Genomic DNA, 20,650 nt, shown 5'->3' with positions numbered 1-20,650 from the left:
TTCCGGGGCGCTGTATGTATTGAACCACTCTTATCGCTTCATCTGTATTCCCAATTGGAATAAAAGCCTTATGACTTCGCATACACGAACAGCAATGAAAGCAAACTGAAGGTTCTTTCCCCGCCGATAAGAGCTGACACTTTCAGATAAAATAAGGGATTGGCCTATATTACACGATCATTGTCCTGATGAAAAGATCAATATTGATTCCAGGCTGGCGGATCTACACCAAGAAGATGTTTTACAAAATAATCTTTTCTTTTTCGCTCACCATAATCTCCTCCGGAAGAATGCCCCATACCAGGAACCATGATAAAATCATGATTCTTACGTGCTTTGATCAAGGCATCAACCAATTGAAAAGTAGATGAAGGATCCACATTATCATCAAGTTCCCCAACAATCAATAAAAGATTTCCTTCCAGTTTAGCGGCATTTTCAATATTAGAGCTAGCCGCATATTCAGGACCTACAGGCCAGCCCATCCATTGCTCGTTCCACCATATTTTATCCATTCGGTTATCGTGACAGCCACAGGAGGAAACGCCAACTTTGTAAAACTCCGGATGGAATAGCAGCGCTCCCGTCGAGCTTTGACCGCCAGCCGACGTACCATAGATCCCTACCCTACCGATATCCATGTATTTGTATTGCTTTGAAGCAGCCTGCATCCAGGCTATCCGATCGGGGAAACCCGCATCTTTCAGATTTTTCCAACAGACATCATGAAAAGCCTTTGAACGATTTGAGGTCCCCATTCCATCGATCTGTACCACGATAAAGCCCAATTCTGCTAATTCATACATCCCGCTCGGGTTGCTGTAGAATGATTTGGGCACGAAAGAGCTATGCGGTCCCGCGTAAATATATTCGATGACAGGATAACTTTTAGCTGGATCAAAATTCGTCGGTCGAATAATAATACCCCAGATATCCGTTGCGCCATCACGTCCCTTGGCTTTAAAGACTTCCGGAGCACGCCAGCCTACCGTTTCTAGTAGATTACTGTTTGTTTTCTCCAGTTCCATGATAAGACGACCATTGTTGTCGCGCAATACTGAAATTGGCGGCTGATCGACCCGGGAATAGGTATCCACAAACTGCGAATAGTCTTTATTGAAAAAAGCTTGATGATTTGCATTTTCTTCGGTCAGCAGTTTTAAGCCCTTTCCGTCTAAACCGATCGCATAATAGTGGACCAAATAGGGATCTTCTGCGGCATTCATTCCGCTGCCTTCAAAAATAACTGTTCGTTTGTCAGCGTCAACATGCACAACTTTGCGAACAACCCAGTTTCCTTTCGTTATCTGGTTCTTTACTTTCCCGGTAATTCCATCGTAAAGATACAGGTGGTTCCATCCATCACGCTCGGAGGTCCACACTATTTCCTTTCCATCGGCCAGATCCTCCCGATATTTCTTGCCGCTATAATCAATAAAAGTCTTATTTTGTTCTCGGATCAAATAACTGGACATACCGCTATTCGCATCCATTTGCATGACGCCATAGACCTGATGTCCCCGTTTATTATACTCGAAGGTAAATGCTCTGCTGTCATCGCGCCAGGAAAGATCCGAAAGGTAAAATTGATTCGGTATGAGCGCGGCATCAAACACTGACAAGCGGTCTTTTTCAAGATCATATAAGATGGGTAGTTTTTGTGCCAGCTCATCTCCGGGCTTCACGTAATCGCGTGTCTGAATTTTAGGCTGCAGCTGATCTTTAGGGGAAGATTCGATAAGCGTCAGCTGCCTGATCTCTATTTTTTGAGTTTTTACCGTAGCCAGCTTCCGGCTATCCGGTGCCCATTGAATATCGTTACTGTAATAATTTGCTGGATTGCCATCAAACGTAATTTGTCGCGCCTCATTTAAATTACCCTTCTTTGCTAGGAAGACATTGTTATTTCGGATAAAAGCAACATGTATTTTATCTGGAGATTCAACTTCCCTATAGGCATTTCCCCGTTCACGCTGCCCCCAATAGCGCGTATTTCGATCTTTACTTCCACTTGCAGCACCCTGGCTCAATTGCGAGGAACGACGGTTCCAGATCCACAGGTAACCCGCGATATCGAGCGACACCTGATCCTGGTCCACCAATTTTATCTGATCATTGGAAATAACACGATTTTCGACTTTTCGTCCCAGTTTTTCATCCACTAACGAAAACACTTTCGTCAGATCAAAAAGCTGTTCTTTTGTTTTTGCTTGGGGATTGACCAGAATATACTCTTTTCCCTGCAACGTATTTCGATCATACCAAAAGAGATCCCCCTTATCATTCCAATAAAACTGGCCCGGTAGATTTTCAATTTTGTTGGTCAATTGTTTTTTTAAGTTTTGTGCACGTGTATAATCTGCCAAAGTTCCTTGACCAAACAGAAACTGTGCAGACAACAACAAAACCGCTGTACTAAGAAACTTCATGTTTTCTTTGTTTAGGATTGATTAAATAATAGATAGGGATACCCAATAGTGCGATGATAATGCCCGGCCAGGTATAATTTGGCTTAAAAATAACCATCAAGCCGATAAAGGCAAGTCCCATCAGGATATAAAGGACAGGAAGAAAAGGATATCCAAATGCTTTATAGGGCCTGTTCAAATCCGGGCGCGTGATACGGAGCCTAATAATACCGGCAATTGCGAGGACATAAAATATAACGACCACACAGGTAATCATGTCCAATAAATCACCATATTTTCCGCTTAAACACCATATTGACGCAGCGACACATTGTATCCAGAGTGCCCAGGCAGGTACCGCATGCGCATTGAGCTTACCCGCCCTTTTAAAAAACAAACCATCTTTGGCCATCGAATAATACACCCTCGCTCCTGCAAGAATAATCCCATTATTACAGCCAAAGGTGCTAATCATGATCATAATAGCGATAATAGTAATTCCAAAAGGGCCAAAAACCTCTTGAGCAACACTCATGGCTACACGATCTTTTGGTGCGTTGACCATAGCTTCCAAAGGCAATATCCCGGTGTACATCAAATTAGTCAGCAGATAGATTACAGTAACCAGTAAAGTCCCTAATGCAAGACTCAAACCGATATTACGTTGCGGATTCTTAATTTCGCCGGCTACAGCGGAAGATGAGTGCCAGGAATCGCTACTAAAGAGGGCACCGACCATAGCCGCAGAAAAAGCACCCATTGCTGAAAACCCATCATAAGATGTGTAGGTTCCATCCGTATTTAAACGGCGCATGGACCAAAGTGATATATTGTCCCAGTTCCAAGCCCAAACTTCATGTTTCAACGCGAGGAAACCGAAGAGCAATAAGAGCAGCAAACTCCCAATCTTGATCAATGTGATGGTTGTCTGTACGCGCTTTCCGCTATTCACCCCCCTTGAATTAATATAGGTCAATACAATAATAACGGCAATTGCCAGCATCTGTGCAGCCGATACCCGATAATCTGACCATTCAAGCAAATAAACATCTTCATCCATAAAAGGGAAGAGATAGGCTGTAAATTTTGCAAAAGCAACGCCGACAGCGGCGATTGTCGCTGTTTGTATTACAGCAAAAAATGTCCATCCAAATACAAAACTCAATACCGGACCATAAGCCTCCCGAAGGTAGATGTACTGCCCTCCTGCCTTTGGAAACATCGCACTCAATTCACCATAACTCAATGCTGCTGTTAAAGTCATAAATCCACAGATCAACCAAACGACCATCATCCAGCCCGCAGAACCCGTGTTACGTGCGATATCCGCAGATACAATAAAAATACCGGAACCGATCATGCTTCCTACCACCAGCATAGTGGCGTCCAGTAACCCGAGAGACTTTTGAAATGTTTGTTTCGACTCACTCATAAACATTTAGTTATTAAAATGATAAAACTTCCAGTTTGTCTCGTGATCGGGCTTTAACTTCTCGCCTTTGATAATCGCTCTCAACATTTCCATCGGTAGATAATTTTCTTTGATCACACGGTCATGGAATTCCGCAAATGACATTTTCCCTTGATCGACCACCTCCTCTTTGATGCGCATCAATTGCAAGCCGCCTACGAGATAGGCCAACTGATATAAGGGATCATAAGAACCTTCAAACGATCTCTTCACTTCACCGTGCGCATTAGCCGACTCAAATCCCACCCTGTTTACTAGATAATCGATGCATTGTTGGGGCGTCCACTCGCCTAAATGAAATTTGATACTAAAGGTTATTCGCGCACAGCGGTGCATGCGCCAAAATAACATTCCTATTCGCTCCTCTGGAGTTTTTGCAAATCCCTTGCTATACAGCAGCAATTCCCAGTACAATGTCCATCCTTCCGTCCAAAAGGGGGTGTTAAATGCCTCTTCGCGGTAAGGCTTGTAACGCCTATTCATAAAATATTGCAGGTGATGACCTGGAATCAATTCATGTTGGACTGTACCACGGGAAAAATAAGGATTATTACCACGCATACTCATCAATTTTGCCTGCTGATCCATGCTGTTTGTCGGATAGGATATGCTAATTTCCCGTCCTCCCGTAAAAAAGGGGTTGACCCGCTGCCGTTCTGGTGTCATCATGATCATGCCCCAAGTCTCGTCTGCCAGCTCAGGAATATCCATGAGTTTATTTTGTTCAATAAATTGCTGCGCATCATTATACAATCTCATAATGAGCTCTGGCTGTTCGCCAATGGGTACATAGGAGTTTTTAACCTTTTCCTGCGCTGCCCGCCAGTCATCGCCGAAGCCCATTTCACGGCTCGCTTTCAATAACTCTGCCTCACACCATTTAAACTCTTGATCAGCCAATTTTAAAAGGTCGGTAGCTGTATAACTGATCATTTCAGCCTTGAGCCTTCGGTTTATCTCTTTTTCGCCAATTGGCACACCCGCGATCTGGCTACCATCATCAAAAACTTTCCGGTCGCTTTTTGCGGCTAATTTCTCCTTGTAATCAGACAGCTTGCTTTTCACCTGTTGAAATATGGAGGGTACCCACCAGGTAAATTCTGGGTCATATCCATTATAAAAATCGAAGGTACTTGTGATCCTTAAGTCCAACGAATTTACTAGGGCAACAAGAAAGTTCACATCTGCATCAGGAATATTGGACTTTTCCTGCAAAGCTGCTATTGACCGGTCGATTTCACCGGCAACCAGCGTCAGCTCTTTCGCAACATCTTCTCCTGCCAGACGCTTGCCCCTACGACGTTCCTTTTCAAGTGTAAATATTCGCTGTGCGAAAGGTAAATACAGGGATAAGCGGTTGTAATTTGACTCATCTTCTTTCAATGAAAGGAGATCACTTTTTAGTTTGCGCTTCAGCAAGATAAAATCTACCTGTCCAGCTATTTCGAGTTCTCCGTAAGGAAACTTGTCCAGCTTGTTCAAATATTCGTTATCCAAACGCTGAAGACGTGCCAACTGTTCAGGCGATGCGGCAGCCTGCTGATTGCCCCAGCCTTTGGGCATAGGCCCATAAAAATAGTTGATCGCCTCAACATCATGCCCATATTGCACAATATAAGGTTCTATAGGGGTTGTATGGTCGTATAATTTCATCTTTTGTGCTTGTGTGGAGACAGGGAATAGAAAGAGCAGCCCATAACACAATGTTTTGGGAGCTTTAAAAGAAAAAGAACGATTCATAATTCGGGTGTTGGTTTATATCCTAATTTTATCAGTCGAAACGATCCGGCCTAAAACCAGCGATTTCAGCCTCTATTTTCTGTCCTGCCAATAAATCTGCAACAACTTTTCCATAGGCAGGGCCTAGGCTCAAGCCCATCATGCCACCCCCTCCGGCAACCAGGACATTATCAAATTTTTTCAATCTTCCCAGATAAGGCAATCCATCAGGCGAGCAGGGTCTGTAACCATACCATATTTTTTCGCTTGGGTAATCGACCTTCAGTTCTGGATAATATTTAGGAATAGATTCTACAATTCCACGGACACGGTTTTCATAAATCCGGTCATTTGCAGGTCCCAATTCCATCGTACCACTGAATCTGATCTGGCCATTCATGGGGGTTACAGCAACACGAGCCTCCAGTAATAATGCCGCATGATTCAATGTGTTCTCTTTCTCAGGCTGGTACATAAAAGAATATCCTTTTCCAGGCATAAGTGGTGTATTTACGTGCAGCTTTGAAGTCAGCTGGGGTAAATAAGCACCGCCAGTCAAGACAAATGCATCCGCCTGAAAACTTCCTTTATTGCTGATCGCCTCTTTCACCTTATTTCCGGTTGTTATAAATTTATGGACTTCAGTTTCTTCGAAAAAAACTACACCGGCTGCTTTCAAATAGTGAATTAATTGCCGCATTAACTTGGGGGGATATAGTTTTCCATCGCAGCGATAAAGTATAGCACCCAATACATCCAGTTTCAGATTGGGTTCTAATTCCTGAACGGCATTTCCCTCCAGAATATCGACATCAAGTCCAAGATCTTTTGCGCGATGGGCAAGTTCAATTTCTTCATGCTGCATTTCCTTGGATTTATACATCATCAGGATACCATTCTGCTTCAGTTCAAAATCAAACTCTTCCTCCTGCGCCAGTTCATCATATAATCTGCTGCTGTAGAGATTCAAATCACGTATTGCAGCCGCATGTTGTTCCACATGGGTACGATTGGCATGTTTCAAAAACTTCAGTCCCCAATTGATCATTCGCGGATTTAGCGAAGGCCGTACATAAAAAGGGCTTTTACTATTGAACATCCACTTTATCCCCTGGGCTACGATACCGGGGGCAGCCAAGGGCGTAAAATGGCTGGGGACAATCATGCCGGCATTGCCATAAGAACAGTTATTGTCCAGGGTGTTTTTTTCCAGGATTTTCACATCCCATCCGTCTCTCACCAAGTAATAGGCAGAAGCAAGTCCTGCAATTCCTGCTCCAACGACGACGACCGTACCTCTATTATTTTCTTTCACGTTGCTCTTATCTTATTAATTTATTAAATCACCTCAACTATATTAAATCACCTGAAAACCACCAAAATAAGGATCTTCATCATCCAAGAAAATGGTATTATAGCCCGTTACCCGTGCCCAGCCTTCGATAGATGGGACAATGGCCGGTTTGCCATCCACAGTTGTTTCAGCCTCAATTTTACCGGTAAATTGTGAACCGATATAACTTTCATGTATAAATTCGGTCCCTTTCTTGAGTTTCCCTTTCGCATACCACTGCGCCATACGGGCTGAGGTACCGGTACCACATGGTGAACGATCCAAGGCATTATCGCCAACCAGTACCGCATTACGTCCCGACGAATTGGGGAGTTTAGGATTCCCTGTCCATTGGATGTGGGTCAATCCATGTATATTGGCATCTTCGGGATGAACAAAAGAATATTTTTCGTTCAGCAGCTGACGGATTATTTTTCCATAGTGAATAAGCTGGCTCGCTGAATAGGAACTGATATCCTGAAAATTAGTCTGTGGGTCAATAATGCCGTAGAAGTTTCCGCCATAAGCAACATCGACGCTGATGCTGCCCAGATCAGGGCAATCAACCGTTAGGGCTTCAGCATATAAAAAAGACTTAACGTTGGTAAGCTTTACGCTTTTCACCTTAGGTCCCTCTTGAACATAGTCGATATGTACAAGTCCTGCCGGAGTTTCCAACCTTAATTTTCCGGGAATTTTAGGTTGAACGAGTCCCTCCTCGATGGCAATGGTCACGGTACCGATCGTTCCATGTCCACACATCGGCAGACAGCCACTGGTTTCAATGTAAAGGACACCAATATCATTTTGTGGATCAAAGGGCGGATAAAGCATACTGCCGCTCATCATGTCGTGCCCTCTTGGCTCAAACATCAATCCCATACGGATCCAATCGTACTCACGTATAAAATGCAACCTGCGCTCCATCATGGAATTGCCTTGTAGTAACGGGGCTCCTCCTGCCACCAATCGTACGGGACAACCACAGGTATGCGAATCAATACAAAAAAAAGTCTTCTTCATTTCTGGTCACTTGTTTATATGGTCACTTGTTTCTATTATGCTTTAGTCCATTGTTGATTGACCAAACGGTCAATTTGTAATGGGTTTCCATCCTGCAGTTCTTTAGGCAAAAATTCATTTGGCCAATTTTGAAAACTAATGGGGCGAATAAAACGCTTTACCGCATCAGGCCCTACAGAGGTAAAACGTGCATCTGTGGTTGCCGGATATGGCCCCCCATGCTGCATAGCATACTGTACTTCAACGCCGGTTGGCATCCCCTGAAACAAAAGCCTTCCGCATTTGTCCTGTGCTATTGTAAAGAGCGCCGGGCATTCACGGATATCCTGCGCCGATGCCGCAAAAGTGATGGTAATCTGCCCTTCGAGCTGCTCCATTATGGTTTTCATTTCGTTGAGGTCGGCACAAGATATAATTAGCCCAAAAGGTCCAAAAACTTCATCCAATAACTTAGGATTAGCTAAAACTCCGCTTGCGTCAGTTTCGGCAAGCAGGGCCTGCGCAAAATCTTGCGCCGTATTATCCTGCCCTTCTTCCACTATACGAACACCATCGTATTGAACCATCTCTCCTTTTAACCGGTTATAGCCATCCAATATTCCTGCGTGCAGCATTCTGCCGGTCGTGGCAACTTGAAGTTCTTTCTTCAACGCCACTTTAAGACGATCCAGCTGTTCGCCGCCGACACTTACCAAAACACCCGGATTGGTGCAAAATTGACCAACACCTAAAAGTAGTGACGCAATATACTGCTTGGCAAAATGTTCCAGATTGCTAGCTAAGTAGTCCGGTAAAAGAAAAACTGGATTTACGCTTCCCATTTCGGCAAATACTGGAATAGGATCAGGTCTTGACTGGCCCAGGTCAAATAAAGCTTTGCCACCACGGAATGAACCTGTAAATGCGACCGCTTTTACGAGGGTATGGCTGACCAACTGCTGTCCAGCAGCAAATGAATCTGACACCACATGATTAAAAACGCCACTTGGAGCTCCCTGTTTTGAAATCGCCCGATCGATGGCGTCGGCCATTAATTGCGAGGTTTTCAGATGTGCGGGATGAGCCTTTACGATAACGGAACAGCCTGCACCGATGGCACTCGCTGTATCTCCGCCTGCGGTTGAAAAGGCGAAAGGAAAATTGCTCGCGCCAAAGACGACCACCGGACCAAGTCCTTTGTTGTATTTCCGTAAATCAAATTGGCCATTTGGATCCTGATCTATCCGTGCTTCACTGTATAAACCCGTTTGCACGGCATCGGCATATCGGCGCCATTGATTGACAGTTCTCGCTTTTTCACCCTGCAGCCTTGCCAACGGGAGAGCCGTTTCCAGATGAGCCGTTTCAATCAGGATGTCTCCCAATGCTTCAATTTCAGCGGCAATAGCATGCATCAATTGTGCTCTTTCAACTACATCAGTTTTTTGAAGAAACTGAAATCCAGCCTCCGCCTGTTTTACGACGTAATCAATCTCATTTTCGTTTCTATCCATTCCTTTTGTTTTTATTGTAAGTATCTATCTTCAAAAATCAATAAAAACCTTCCCTATATCTTCATTCCTTGCGGTTTTAAATATAAGAAGGTCCTTATTGCCTATTTTTACCCGGTCCTAAAAAGAAATGCTTCTGAACCTTCATCCAGAAAGTTCAGAAGCATTTCTATAATTGTGGTCTAGTTGCGATTGAATCTGCAATAATTTTTTTCACACGTTGTTCTTCCTCACCGATCAATGGCAATCTTGGAGCACGTGTATAGGGTGTTGAAATTCCTTCGGCGGTCGCTGCCAATTTAATATATTGAACCAATTTAGGATGAATATCCAGCTCCAATAAAGGCATAAACCAACGGTATATTTCTACAGCTTTGCTGTACTCGCCAGCTTTTACAAGATCGTACATGGCGACGGTTTCTCTTGGAAATGCGTCGACCAGTCCAGCAACTAAACCATCAGCCCCTAACATCAAAGACTCGAGGCCTAAGGTATCTACACCAGCCATAATCTTTAATCGATCACCAAAACGATTTTTCAAACGCGTGATATTGGTCAAATCGCGTGTAGACTCTTTCACCGCCTGAATATTTGGTTCCAATAATAGTTCCTCAAACATATCCAACGATACATAAGTACTATAGTCAACAGGGTTATTATAGATTAAAATTGGTAGTTTGGTACTTTGTGCAACAGCACGAAAATAAGCGACAGCTTCTCTATCATCGGCTCTATAACGCATTGGCGGCAATAACATCAAACCATCTGCGCCCAATTCTTCACTGGTCTGAGCTACTTTGATCGCAGCAGCGGTTGTATTTTCAGCAATATTTAGCAACACAGGTACACGTCCATCAACTAGTTTCAACGCATATGTCAATAAATCATACTTTTCTTCTGTACTCAAAACACTTGCTTCACCCAATGATCCAGCGATAATCAAACCGTGAACACCTCCATCCAATTGTGCTTCAATGTTTTTACCAAACATATCAAAATCCAAATTTCCATTTTCATCAAATGGTGATAACATTGCAGGATAAATTCCTTCCCATTTAAATTGTGCCATAGCGTATTATTTTAATATTTCTTTATCACAAATCTATCTGGAATAGCGAGGTCAATCTTCTCATGAATTAATCAACACTGACCTAATATTGACCTTTTCTAATAAATACTACTCATAAGAAACCAGAAGAATGGTTTTCTAATTTTAGATACAGATTTATAACCTCTTTCAGCAAAACTTCAGATGCGTGTTTTTTAAAGTCGAGATTGAATTTTAGCAACTTAAATGTAAGTTCAACATTTATAACAAGATTTACAAAAAATAGCTTGTAAAAGATATATTGCTATTCGCTTAAAATTTTGATCGCTTTTACGAAAAATACAGCTGCATATTAAAAATAACAAAGGCTGCACTGTTTGACAGGCAACCTTTGTATCGTATATAATAATTAAAAAATGGGTAACTAATCGCGGCTCTCTTTTTTATAAGAGAAGTAAAAAACAATTGGCAGTACTGAAAACGATAGAATCATACAAATAATGAGGCCGCCAACAATCATAATAGCCAGGGGTTTTTGGATTTCAGATCCCATTCCGTTTGAAAGTGCTGCCGGCAATAGTCCCATTGCCCCCATTAACGCAATCATGAGGATAGGTCTGATCCGGCTTTTTACAGCTTCATAAATAGCGGGTTTCAAGCTCATTTTACTCAACAGATTTTCTTTCATTATCCCTATTAAAACAATGCCATCGATCGTGGCTACGCCAAAGAGAATAATAAATCCGATACCGGCAGAAATTCCAAATGTCGTCCCGGTAACCCACAGGGATACAAATCCACCTATAAATGCAAATGCCAGTGTCAGTGAAGAAATCAGCGTATCTTTGACGTTGCCAAAATTGGCATACAGCAGCAGTAAAATCAAAATAAGAGAGATTGGCACAACATTCATCAGCTGCTTTGTAGCCCTTTCCTTGCTTTCGAATTCTCCGGCCCACACGACCTTATAGGATTTGGGCAGACTAACATCTTTTTCTATCTGTTTTTTTGCATCGGCAATTGTACTTCCCAGATCCCGGCCTTCAATGTTGAAGCCAACACCAATATAACGGGAATTACCTTCTCTATAAATAAATGCCGGACCGGTATGATAATCTATTGTTGCGATTTCCCGCAGCGGTACTTTCTGATCATTCATCGTCGGAATGATAATATTTCCGATCTTCTCAGGATTGTCACGATATGATTTTTGGAAGCGGAGACGTACATCAAAGATACGCTCGTTTTCATAGAAATGTGTCACAGATTGCCCTCCGATAGTCATTTCGATCACGGATTGCACATCCTTGGTCGAAACACCATATTTAGCCATTTTTGAATCATGCAGCTGAATCCTTAGTTCAGGCAAACCGATATTTTTGAAGACATTGATATCCGTTATCCCATTCACCTTTTTAAGTGATTCGGCAAACTTATTGGCTTTATTTTCCAAATCCTGTAAATTCTCACCAAAAATTTTGATGACCAACGGACTTTTCACTCCGGCCACATACTCCTCTACATTATCCTGGATCGGCTGGCTAAAACCAAAATTTATTCCTGGAAAAGTTTGTAGGCTATCCCGCATCTGACCAATCAATTTCTCTTTTGACAGCTTTCTTTTCCACTCGCCTTCGGGTTTCAGTTCAATATTGAATTCAATATTGAAAAAACCTGTTGGATCTGTACCATCATTGGGACGGCCCGTTTGCGTCATGATAAAATCAATCTCGTCAAACTGCTTCATCAATTTTGTTTTCATGGTTTTGGTCAACTTCACGGATTCTTCGAGATTGACACTATTGGGTAAGGTTGCGCGGACATAAATTGCACCTTCATTCAGTTTCGGAAGAAACTCTGAACCATAATGGCTAAACCGGAAAATACAGATGAGCAAAACAGCGCTAAAAATCGACAATGTCCATTTTGGATGGTCGAAAGCTTTTCTAAAACCTTTAAAAATAGCATTGCGGCTGATCTTGGTGATCTTATTTTCATCTTCTTTGATATTCTTTTTCAATAGGTACTTACACATGGCGGGCACATAGGTCAAACTTAGGATCAAGGATCCCAATAAGGCGTAACCGAGCGTAAAGGCCAATGGTGAGAACATTTTTCCTTCCACCTTTTGAAAAGAGAAAATAGGGGTCAGTGCGACAATTAAAATCAATAGTGCAAAAAAGATATACCCCGCTACAGAGCCAGCACTTTTCTTAATGATTCCTAGTTTGGAGATTTTATTAAAGCGTTCCGTCCCGAGCCGATGAGCCTCTTTTTCCAACGAGACAAAAACAGTCTCCACAATCACCAACGTTCCTTCGAGCAAGAGTCCAAAGTCCAATGCCCCCATGGATATCAGATTGGCCGGCAATCCTTGTATTTTCAATAAAATAATCGCAAATAGGAATGCCAATGGAATCACGGATGCCACGATAAAGGTTGTCTTCCAGTTGTTCAGGAAGATAAAGACGATAATCGAAACCAGTATAACACCTTCTATCAGGTTTTTTGAAACCGTATGTACGGTATTGTTCACCAACTTCGTACGGTCTATAACGGGTTCGATCTTAACATTCGCGGGTAAAATACGTTGGTTTAGCTCTTCAATTTTTGCTTTCAGCTTGGTGACCACAGCAGAAGGATTTTCTCCTCTGAGCATAATGACAATTCCCTGGACAAGGTCATCTTCCTGGTTGAGTCCCACCTGCCCAAGCCGTGGTTTTGCCCCTAGTTCGATTTCGGCTACATGCTTGACTAAAATCGGTGTATTGCCGACCACCTTGATCAAAATATTACCGATATCCTCGATCTTATCCAATAGGCCTACTCCACGCACAACATAAGCCTGATTTCCTTTCTGGATCACATCGCCGCCGACATTGATATTCGAACGTGACACGGCTTCATAGACATCCAATGGGGACAGGTTATAATTGGCCAACTCTGTTGGATTGATTTTTATTTCATAGATCTTTTCTTCACCTCCAAAGCTGACGACATCGGCCACGCCGGGCACACCGACAAGTTCCCTTTCGATCACCCAATCCTGAATGGCAGAGACTTCCTTAATCGGAAGATTACTCTTTACCACATAGCGAAAAATTTCTCCGGTAGCACCAGATGGTGGTTCGATGGAGCTTTCAGCACCTTCCGGCAGCTCAATTGAGCGCATCTTATTACCTGCATATTGCTGTGCATAGAAATCTGTGACCCCATCCTCAAATTGAATCGTAACAACGGATAAGCCAAACAAGGAGATCGAGCGAACGTCCGTTTTCTTTGGAATGGTGTTCATTTCTTTGGTAACAGGCAGTGTAACGAACTTTTCTATTTCTTCAGCACTACGCCCGGGCCACTGCGTAATAATCCTGACCCGTGTATTGGTCACATCGGGAAAAGCCTCAATCGGCGTATGCAGGTAAGCATAAATCCCTCCGAATAATAATGCCAGTGTAAAAAACAGGACAACCAAGGAATGTTTCAATGAGAATGAAACAATATTTTGTACAACTTTCTTCATCCTATCTATTTATCAGTTCATCAAATACGATCAGCTCATTTTCGGTCAGCACCTGATCTCCCTCAGCCACACCAGATTTGACAAAAGCATATGTTTCATTCTCAGCAACAATATCAACAGCTTTAACCGACAGGTCGCAGTCGTCTTTGTAGCGTACAACGAAATTCTGATTGTTATGGAGGATAATGGCATCTTTCGGAATTGCCAGCATGCGCTCTTCCTGTCCCGAAACGGCCTTTTCGACCAACACATCCACGCTCATGCCCGGCTTCAACCTCAGGTCCTTATTCAACAGCTTTATGCGCGCTTTGACCACACGTTCTTCGGGATCAAAGAAGTTGGCTACCTGATCAATATACCCGTCAAAAGATTCACCTTTATAAGCCAGTGTGGTGATCTTGACAGGAGCGCCGTTTTTGACAAAAGGTAAATTATTTGCATAGATATTGACCGAAACCCATACCTCATTCAACTTACTGACCGACAGCAAATCGGCGTCATCGCCAACAGTCATGCCGGGGCTCACCTTTTTATCCACGATATAACCCGCTTTGGGTGCACGGATGTAAAAAACACCATTTTCTGAGGAGCCATTCAGCAAACTCATGTTCGCTTTGACATGGCGGATTCCAATCTGCACGGCTTTCAATTCACTTTCCATCTCTTCCAGTTCCCGCTGTGAAGCCATACCATCTTTCAGCAGGCTACGCAGGCTAAGTAATTTACTCTCCGTCAGCCGCTTGCTATTTTCCAGTTCCCGCAGCTCTTTTCCTAAATCATTGACGGAGGTACCTTTAAGCGATACGAGAATCTGTCCTTTTTCTACATAATCGCCCATTTTAACTGAAACAGACTGTACGATACCGGGTATCGGACTCTTTAGCGCCGCAAGTTCATCCTGATCGTATTGGATAACGCCGTTTAATGCGATCTGTTCAAATACGGTCCGCTTCTGTATCGAATCAATTTTAATTTGGTTTTTGAAATCTGCGCTAAGGCAAAAACCTTTGGTTGCCGGCAACGCTTGCTCTTCATTTTTCGTTGGTTGACAGCTCCACAATAAACAAATGGATAATAGTGTCAATGGCGTTAAAAAATTACTTTTCATGAGACAATATCCTTTCCGATTAAGTATACCAGTTCCTCCTTATACTGAAGATATTTCGCTCTGCGTTCCAATATTGATTCTTTATTTTCCATATAATTATTGATAAAATCTATAAATTCAACGATGGTCAGTCTCCGCTGCTGGAAATTGCGCACATAGCGCTCAAGTGCTACGTCCAATTTATCGTCAAAGCCCATATCCGTTGTCTTCAAACTCGTTTCAAGGTTGTTGAGCCGTTCCGAAAGAAAGTCGATCTCGCGTTCGATGTCGATACGGAATTGCTCGATTTCCACTTTATTTTTCTCCATCTCCAGTTTAGCGATTTTGATATTCCCCTGGTTTCGATTAAACAAAGGGAGATCCATGGCAACCCCCAGCCCTATAAAATCGCGCATAATATTTCCGCCGCGGTCATAATTCATGGAGACCTGCAAATCTGGTATACGTTCGGCCTTTTCTATTTTCAGCTGAGCATCACTTTTTTTCAATTCGTTGTGGATGATTTTATAATCGCTGCGATTATCGAGGGCCATCATTTTCCATTCCTGTTTTTTTCCGGGGAGAAAATGCGGTATGCCGATCGTATCTGATATCGTGAGTGCGGTACCTTTGTCACCGAGATAGCGCGCAACCTCATTCATTTTTGTGATTTTTTCCTGTTGGATTTCATTCAGTTTGTTTCCAAATGCGATAGACTCGCTTTGAATCCTGAGGTAGTCCATCTCACTTACATTTCCTTCTTTCCACTGATTTTGATAGGATTGTGCTAATGTCCGAAAGATGTTGACCTGATTGCCGTATAAGCGTTCTTTCTCCTGTAGGATCTGTAATTCGAGACATTGGCTTCGGAGATCATATTTCAGGTTCCGCAGCAATTCTTCAAATTGAAACCGCGCATTCTCTTTTTCCAGGAGCTGCAATTGCACCCTTTTTTTTCGTTTACCAGCCATTTCGATGGTCTGTTCCAGTTCGATCGCCACCTGCTGGTACTTACCGTAATTTCCGATCAGTGCCGGGAAGGATTCGCTGGAAGGGTTTTTCCAAAGATTGACTTCGGAGATGGAAATTGTTGGATTGGGCCATAGCTTTGCCTGAAGCACGGCAGCTTCGGCCTGCTGCATTTGAAAACGCTGCGCCATTAAGGTCAGGTTATGAGCGAGGAATACCTGTTCGATCTCTGACTTTCGCAGACGGTTTTCGGCCGCCTCCTGCGAAAATAGCTTGCTATTCAGGCCAAGAAGTAAAAATAATGTAAGTCGTAGTTTTCTCACTTAATTTTGAATTTCCACAAAACTAAATGACAAGCATTATAGGCAACTTTAAAGTAAATTAAAGTTTGATTAGAAGGGATTAGAAAATGATTAGAATTTAGGGAATAATAACGATACCGTTGTACCCAGGTCATTTGAACGGATATCAAAGTCGACTCCCTGATCCTTACATACAATCTGTGCGAAAGAGAGACCGATACCGCTGCCCTTCACTTTGCCGACATTTGATCCCCGATAAAAAGTCTGTTTGACAGACTCCAGTTCGGCCTGTGGGATACCAATACCATGGTCTATAATTTGCAAAGACAGCCTGTCATTTGCAGCAGTCATCCGGACAACAACCTCCTCTCCATTCGCATATTTAAGTGCATTTTCGATTAGGTTGGAGATAGACAGGCTGAGGAGCATCTTATTGCCCCGAAAATTGAAGTATCGCGGTTCATCGACCTGTATATCGACTTTTAAGGGTACGGCAAATGACCTCGAGAACTTAGGAACAAGATCCCAAACGATCTCATCTATGCGAAAGGTTTCCAGGGAACGCTTGAGGGGCTGATCTTCGGTCAGCAATAGAAAATTGCCGATAAGCTGATTCAGAAAATTCACATGTTCAGTAATGGTTTCGGCCAATTCCTGGTATTCTTCTTCACTTCTAACTTTCGTACCGAAGACCTCCATGGAGCCTAGGATTCCCGCCAAAGGCGTTCGGAACTCGTGTGAAACATAACTGACAAAGTTCTTTCTAATAATCATATTTTCGCTGATCCGCCGTAGGAGCGCATTGTAACTTTCAATAAGATCCTGTAGTTCGTCCTTCGTTTTTATAGTCGTCAGAGGTTCCTGAATGGTGCTTAAATCTTTATGCTGAATTTCCTGGATTACTTTACGAATGGGGAGATAAGCATATTTACTCAGCCAAACCGACAATAAGGCGATACTGATCAATGCCACGAGAAAAACAAAGACAAGCGTAATGAGTAAACGATTCAACTGATGATCAAAGTCTGCGCTCGACTCTTTGACAAACACAAAGAAATCGCCCTGATTATCTGGATAATACAACCCAAAATAAAAACTGTCTTCTGTTTTAAAATAAACCGTTTTATCTGTTTTCAACTGGCGCAGCAAATCCTTATTGATTTGACTATCAAACCGCATACCCCCATAACTTACTTTTCCATCGGCGTTATAAACGGCGACCATGGCACGTTTGACCAGGCTTTCGTATTGATTTTTAGATTCCAGATGCTTTAGTGGGCTTTGTTCATCTGCCTCAAGGTAATAAATGCCAGCTATCTTTGCATTTTTTTCGAGAGAACTGATCAGATGCCGTTCAGAAGAATTATAAAATATCCAGTAGATGACCAGCGTTGCAAGCCCAAAAATGATAGTGAATACCAGCGTGGAAAAGAGTGTAAGGCGAATCTTTAAATTCATAATCAGTCCGTTGTAAGCATGTAACCGACTCCTTTCACCGTTTTGATAATAGAGGTTTCGCTTCCCTCATCAACCTTCCCTCTCAGATAAGAAACGTACACATCGACGACATTGGTGTTGTTATCAAAATCGATTCCCCAAACGGCCTGCAGGATAGCGGTCCGTGAGAGTGTTTTATTCCGATTTTCGATCAGATACTTGAAAAGTTTAAATTCTTTGGGAGAGAGATCGACATTTTTACCATTCTTATGAACTTCATAACGCTCAAGATCTACTTTTAAATCACGAATTTCCACACTGCTGTCCTTTGCTACGTTTTTATAATTGTCACGGCGTACCAGGGCTTTGATACGGCTCACCAATTCCTTAAAGGAAAACGGCTTGACGAGATAGTCATCGGCACCACTTTCCAAGGCCTCGACCTTATCTTCAATTTCTCCTAAAGCGCTTAGAATCAATATCGGAATATGATTTTTTCGATACCTGATCATCTTCGTAAACTGAATACCATCTATTCCGGGCAACATGATATCGAGTACAATAATATCCAAAGAATCTGCATTGATCCATTCACGTGCTGCTTCCGCAGATTCAACTAAAATGACCTGATGCCCCATTTCTTCCAGACCTTTCACAACAAAGCTGCTAATCCGGCGATCGTCCTCTACTAACAGTATCTGCATATAATACGCTGTTTATTTTTATGCGGGATTATAAAAATGATGAATTCCCCTTGGAATCTTACAAGTATACGAATTTACAATTTAATCGTCCGTTAATCCATAGCGACGTTCTCAGTGTAAATTCTCCAATATAATTTTTATGGAGACAGCACAATACACCATACTGTCACTAGCAATTTGCCTACATAACGCTGTACATATTCTGCAACATGAGACAACAAGCCGATCAACGATGTGGATACCTCTAATCAACATTAATCAATTTGGCATAAAATATTGCGTGTAGTCTAAATTGCTTATATTTAACCTAACCATTCGAAAAGGATTAAGATGAATACAGCAATGCCTGCCAATAGGAAAAGAAGTGAAGAAATTACGATTCAATATTTTGAGTTCCTGGATCGTCATCTCGCAGAATTGATCAGCGGAGTCAGCATAGAAATGCTGGAGCTTCAGGATATTGCAAACATACTTTGTGTCTCACCAAAGCATCTTATTAAGATAATACAGGAAACGTCGGGAAATCACCCCTGTCATTTTTATGTACAAAAAATATTGACCTGTACGAAGAGCCTGCTCACCAATAGCGAGTTGACCATTTCGGAGATCGCGCAAAGGCTGACCTACGACCCATCCAACTTCACCAAATTTTTTAAAAAATATGAAGGCATGTCCCCTTCACAATTTCGTCAATTGCAAAAAGCGAAAAGTTCACCATAACAGAGCCCTTAACATTTATGAAATTTGCTATAATCAAAATTTAAATTATTATGGCAAGAAATGATGTAAAAGGAAAAGTTGTCCTTATTGCTGGTGGTGCAAAAAATCTGGGCGGATTATTAAGCCGGGATTTTGCGGCTAAAGGGGCAAAACTGGTGATCCATTATAACAGTGAAAACACCAAAAAAGATGCGGAGAAAACATTAGCGGCCGTAGAAGCCCTAGGTACAGAAGCATTACTAGTCCAAGCGGACCTAACCAAAATTGAGCATATCACGAAACTTTTTGATGCAGCCATCGACCGATTCGGAGGCGTGGATATCGCTATTAACACCGTTGGTAAAGTATTAAAAAAGCCAATTGTGGACACCACAGTCGAAGAATACGATAGCATGAGCGATATCAATTCAAAAGTTGCCTATTTCTTTATTCAGGAGGCAGGGAAAAAACTGAATGTAAATGGCAAGATCTGCACCATTGTTACCTCGTTATTGGCAGCCTATACCGGACTTTACTCGACTTATGAGGGACTGAAAGCCCCTGTAGAACATTTTACGAGAGCGGCATCAAAAGAATTCGGTGAGCGAGGTATTTCGGTTACAGCTGTAGCTCCAGGCCCAATGGATACGCCATTTTTCTACGGACAGGAAAGTGCGGATGCCGTAGCCTACCACAAATCTGCTTCAGCATTGGGTGGGCTAACGGATATAAAAGACATTGCGCCTCTTGTTGAGTTCCTTGTCACCGATGGCTGGTGGATAACCGGCCAAACGATTTTCGCCAATGGCGGCTATACAACACGGTAGAACGACCAAGAGAAAGCATCCTAAAAGGGTGCTTTCTCATTTCTTCCATCGAAAAATAAACCAGCCTGCTTATTGATAATTAAAATTGCTCCAAAAAGCGAAGGTAGTCCGTAACGCCCTGTTCTATCCATTCGGGGCTTGAATCATTTTCTATTCCATAAAAGACAAAAGGCTTTTGATAATCCGCTTTAACATAGTCAAAAGTAATTTCAAACGGACTTGTTAATTGTTCCATAGGGTATTTATACTTTCCCGAAGCCCCATATTCCCGTTCATCGATACCTGCAGAGATTGCCAACGCAATTTTCTTTCCTGCCAGTCTGTAACCACTCTTCTTACCATAAGCCCATCCATAAGTAAGCACTTCATCCAGCCATTGCTTAAAAAATGGCGGACAGTTAAACCAGTAAAAAGGGAATTGAAATACAATTTTGTCATATTTTTCCATCAGCTGCTGTTCTGCTACACTATCAATTTTACCATCAGGATACAACTGATGTAAATCATGGACCTCATAAAGATCCGGTTGTTTCTTTAATTCATGGACCCATCTTTTATTCATTTGGGATGCTTCAAAATTGGGATGAATAACGACTATTAATGTTTTCATTTT

General features: G+C 42.4%; 15 protein-coding genes. 2 read left to right on the top strand and 13 right to left on the bottom strand.

Features of this window, described 5'->3' with window-relative positions:
* Positions 1-197: 197 nt before the first annotated feature.
* From B3C94_RS12790 to B3C94_RS12735, 12 genes are all read right to left on the bottom strand, one after another.
* Positions 198-2,429, bottom strand: coding sequence for a S9 family peptidase (locus tag B3C94_RS12790; protein ID WP_293904205.1), 2,232 nt, complete (start codon positions 2,427-2,429; stop codon positions 198-200).
* Positions 2,416-3,840 carry an APC family permease gene (locus B3C94_RS12785; RefSeq protein ID WP_349679142.1) on the bottom strand — a complete coding sequence of 475 codons (1,425 nt, stop codon included), beginning with the start codon at positions 3,838-3,840 and terminating at the stop codon, positions 2,416-2,418. The genes B3C94_RS12790 and B3C94_RS12785 overlap by 14 nt, the downstream gene beginning before the upstream one ends.
* A gap of 6 nt (positions 3,841-3,846) precedes the next feature.
* Positions 3,847-5,619 carry a DUF885 family protein gene (locus B3C94_RS12780; protein ID WP_293904201.1) on the bottom strand — a complete coding sequence of 591 codons (1,773 nt, stop codon included), beginning with the start codon at positions 5,617-5,619 and terminating at the stop codon, positions 3,847-3,849.
* A 31-nt stretch (positions 5,620-5,650) separates the two neighbouring features.
* Complete coding sequence (locus B3C94_RS12775; protein ID WP_293904199.1) at positions 5,651-6,913, bottom strand: NAD(P)/FAD-dependent oxidoreductase; 1,263 nt, start codon at positions 6,911-6,913, stop codon at positions 5,651-5,653.
* A 42-nt stretch (positions 6,914-6,955) separates the two neighbouring features.
* Positions 6,956-7,954: a 4-hydroxyproline epimerase gene (locus B3C94_RS12770; RefSeq protein ID WP_293904197.1), complete on the bottom strand. Its 999-nt coding sequence runs from the start codon at positions 7,952-7,954 to the stop codon at positions 6,956-6,958.
* A gap of 35 nt (positions 7,955-7,989) precedes the next feature.
* Positions 7,990-9,447, bottom strand: coding sequence for an aldehyde dehydrogenase (NADP(+)) (locus tag B3C94_RS12765; protein WP_293904195.1), 1,458 nt, complete (start codon positions 9,445-9,447; stop codon positions 7,990-7,992).
* A 166-nt stretch (positions 9,448-9,613) separates the two neighbouring features.
* The gene (locus tag B3C94_RS12760) at positions 9,614-10,513 is read right to left on the bottom strand and encodes a dihydrodipicolinate synthase family protein (RefSeq protein ID WP_293904193.1); all 900 of its coding nucleotides are present in this window, start codon (positions 10,511-10,513) and stop codon (positions 9,614-9,616) included.
* Positions 10,514-10,916: 403 nt separating this feature from the next.
* Positions 10,917-14,012 carry an efflux RND transporter permease subunit gene (locus B3C94_RS12755; protein ID WP_293904191.1) on the bottom strand — a complete coding sequence of 1,032 codons (3,096 nt, stop codon included), beginning with the start codon at positions 14,010-14,012 and terminating at the stop codon, positions 10,917-10,919.
* Between the two features lies 1 nt (position 14,013).
* Entirely contained in the window at positions 14,014-15,120 is a 1,107-nt protein-coding gene (locus tag B3C94_RS12750) for an efflux RND transporter periplasmic adaptor subunit (protein WP_293904189.1), read from the bottom strand.
* A complete protein-coding gene (locus tag B3C94_RS12745) occupies positions 15,117-16,391 on the bottom strand; it encodes a TolC family protein (protein ID WP_293904187.1) in 1,275 nt (424 codons plus the stop codon). The genes B3C94_RS12750 and B3C94_RS12745 overlap by 4 nt, the downstream gene beginning before the upstream one ends.
* 90 nt (positions 16,392-16,481) lie before the next feature.
* Positions 16,482-17,828: a sensor histidine kinase gene (locus B3C94_RS12740; protein ID WP_293904185.1), complete on the bottom strand. Its 1,347-nt coding sequence runs from the start codon at positions 17,826-17,828 to the stop codon at positions 16,482-16,484.
* Positions 17,829-17,830: 2 nt separating this feature from the next.
* Positions 17,831-18,511 carry a response regulator transcription factor gene (locus B3C94_RS12735; RefSeq protein WP_293904183.1) on the bottom strand — a complete coding sequence of 227 codons (681 nt, stop codon included), beginning with the start codon at positions 18,509-18,511 and terminating at the stop codon, positions 17,831-17,833.
* A 330-nt stretch (positions 18,512-18,841) separates the two neighbouring features.
* Here B3C94_RS12735 and B3C94_RS12730 point away from each other — a divergent pair, with 330 nt between their 5' ends.
* A complete protein-coding gene (locus tag B3C94_RS12730) occupies positions 18,842-19,231 on the top strand; it encodes a helix-turn-helix domain-containing protein (RefSeq protein ID WP_293904181.1) in 390 nt (129 codons plus the stop codon).
* Positions 19,232-19,281: 50 nt separating this feature from the next.
* Complete coding sequence (locus B3C94_RS12725) at positions 19,282-20,037, top strand: SDR family oxidoreductase (protein WP_293904179.1); 756 nt, start codon at positions 19,282-19,284, stop codon at positions 20,035-20,037.
* Positions 20,038-20,116: 79 nt separating this feature from the next.
* On the opposite strand, the gene B3C94_RS12720 is transcribed toward B3C94_RS12725, so the two are convergent.
* Complete coding sequence (locus tag B3C94_RS12720; RefSeq protein ID WP_293904177.1) at positions 20,117-20,647, bottom strand: NAD(P)H-dependent oxidoreductase; 531 nt, start codon at positions 20,645-20,647, stop codon at positions 20,117-20,119.
* Positions 20,648-20,650: the final 3 nt, after the last annotated feature.

It is taken from the genome of Sphingobacterium sp. UBA5670 (genome assembly GCF_002420705.1).
Lineage (GTDB): Bacteria > Bacteroidota > Bacteroidia > Sphingobacteriales > Sphingobacteriaceae > Sphingobacterium.
This window is presented reverse-complemented; position numbering and strand designations above follow the sequence as displayed.

Coding starts and splice junctions, on each gene's coding strand:
- B3C94_RS12725 (WP_293904179.1), top strand. CDS start 19,282: ATGGCAAGAAATGATGTAAAAGGAAAAGTTGTCCTTATTGCTGGTGGT.
- B3C94_RS12750 (WP_293904189.1), bottom strand. CDS start 15,120: ATGAAAAGTAATTTTTTAACGCCATTGACACTATTATCCATTTGTTTA.
- B3C94_RS12720 (WP_293904177.1), bottom strand. CDS start 20,647: ATGAAAACATTAATAGTCGTTATTCATCCCAATTTTGAAGCATCCCAA.
- B3C94_RS12755 (WP_293904191.1), bottom strand. CDS start 14,012: ATGAAGAAAGTTGTACAAAATATTGTTTCATTCTCATTGAAACATTCC.
- B3C94_RS12730 (WP_293904181.1), top strand. CDS start 18,842: ATGAATACAGCAATGCCTGCCAATAGGAAAAGAAGTGAAGAAATTACG.
- B3C94_RS12735 (WP_293904183.1), bottom strand. CDS start 18,511: ATGCAGATACTGTTAGTAGAGGACGATCGCCGGATTAGCAGCTTTGTT.
- B3C94_RS12770 (WP_293904197.1), bottom strand. CDS start 7,954: ATGAAGAAGACTTTTTTTTGTATTGATTCGCATACCTGTGGTTGTCCC.
- B3C94_RS12765 (WP_293904195.1), bottom strand. CDS start 9,447: ATGGATAGAAACGAAAATGAGATTGATTACGTCGTAAAACAGGCGGAG.
- B3C94_RS12780 (WP_293904201.1), bottom strand. CDS start 5,619: ATGAATCGTTCTTTTTCTTTTAAAGCTCCCAAAACATTGTGTTATGGG.
- B3C94_RS12785 (WP_349679142.1), bottom strand. CDS start 3,840: ATGAGTGAGTCGAAACAAACATTTCAAAAGTCTCTCGGGTTACTGGAC.
- B3C94_RS12790 (WP_293904205.1), bottom strand. CDS start 2,429: ATGAAGTTTCTTAGTACAGCGGTTTTGTTGTTGTCTGCACAGTTTCTG.
- B3C94_RS12740 (WP_293904185.1), bottom strand. CDS start 17,828: ATGAATTTAAAGATTCGCCTTACACTCTTTTCCACGCTGGTATTCACT.
- B3C94_RS12760 (WP_293904193.1), bottom strand. CDS start 10,513: ATGGCACAATTTAAATGGGAAGGAATTTATCCTGCAATGTTATCACCA.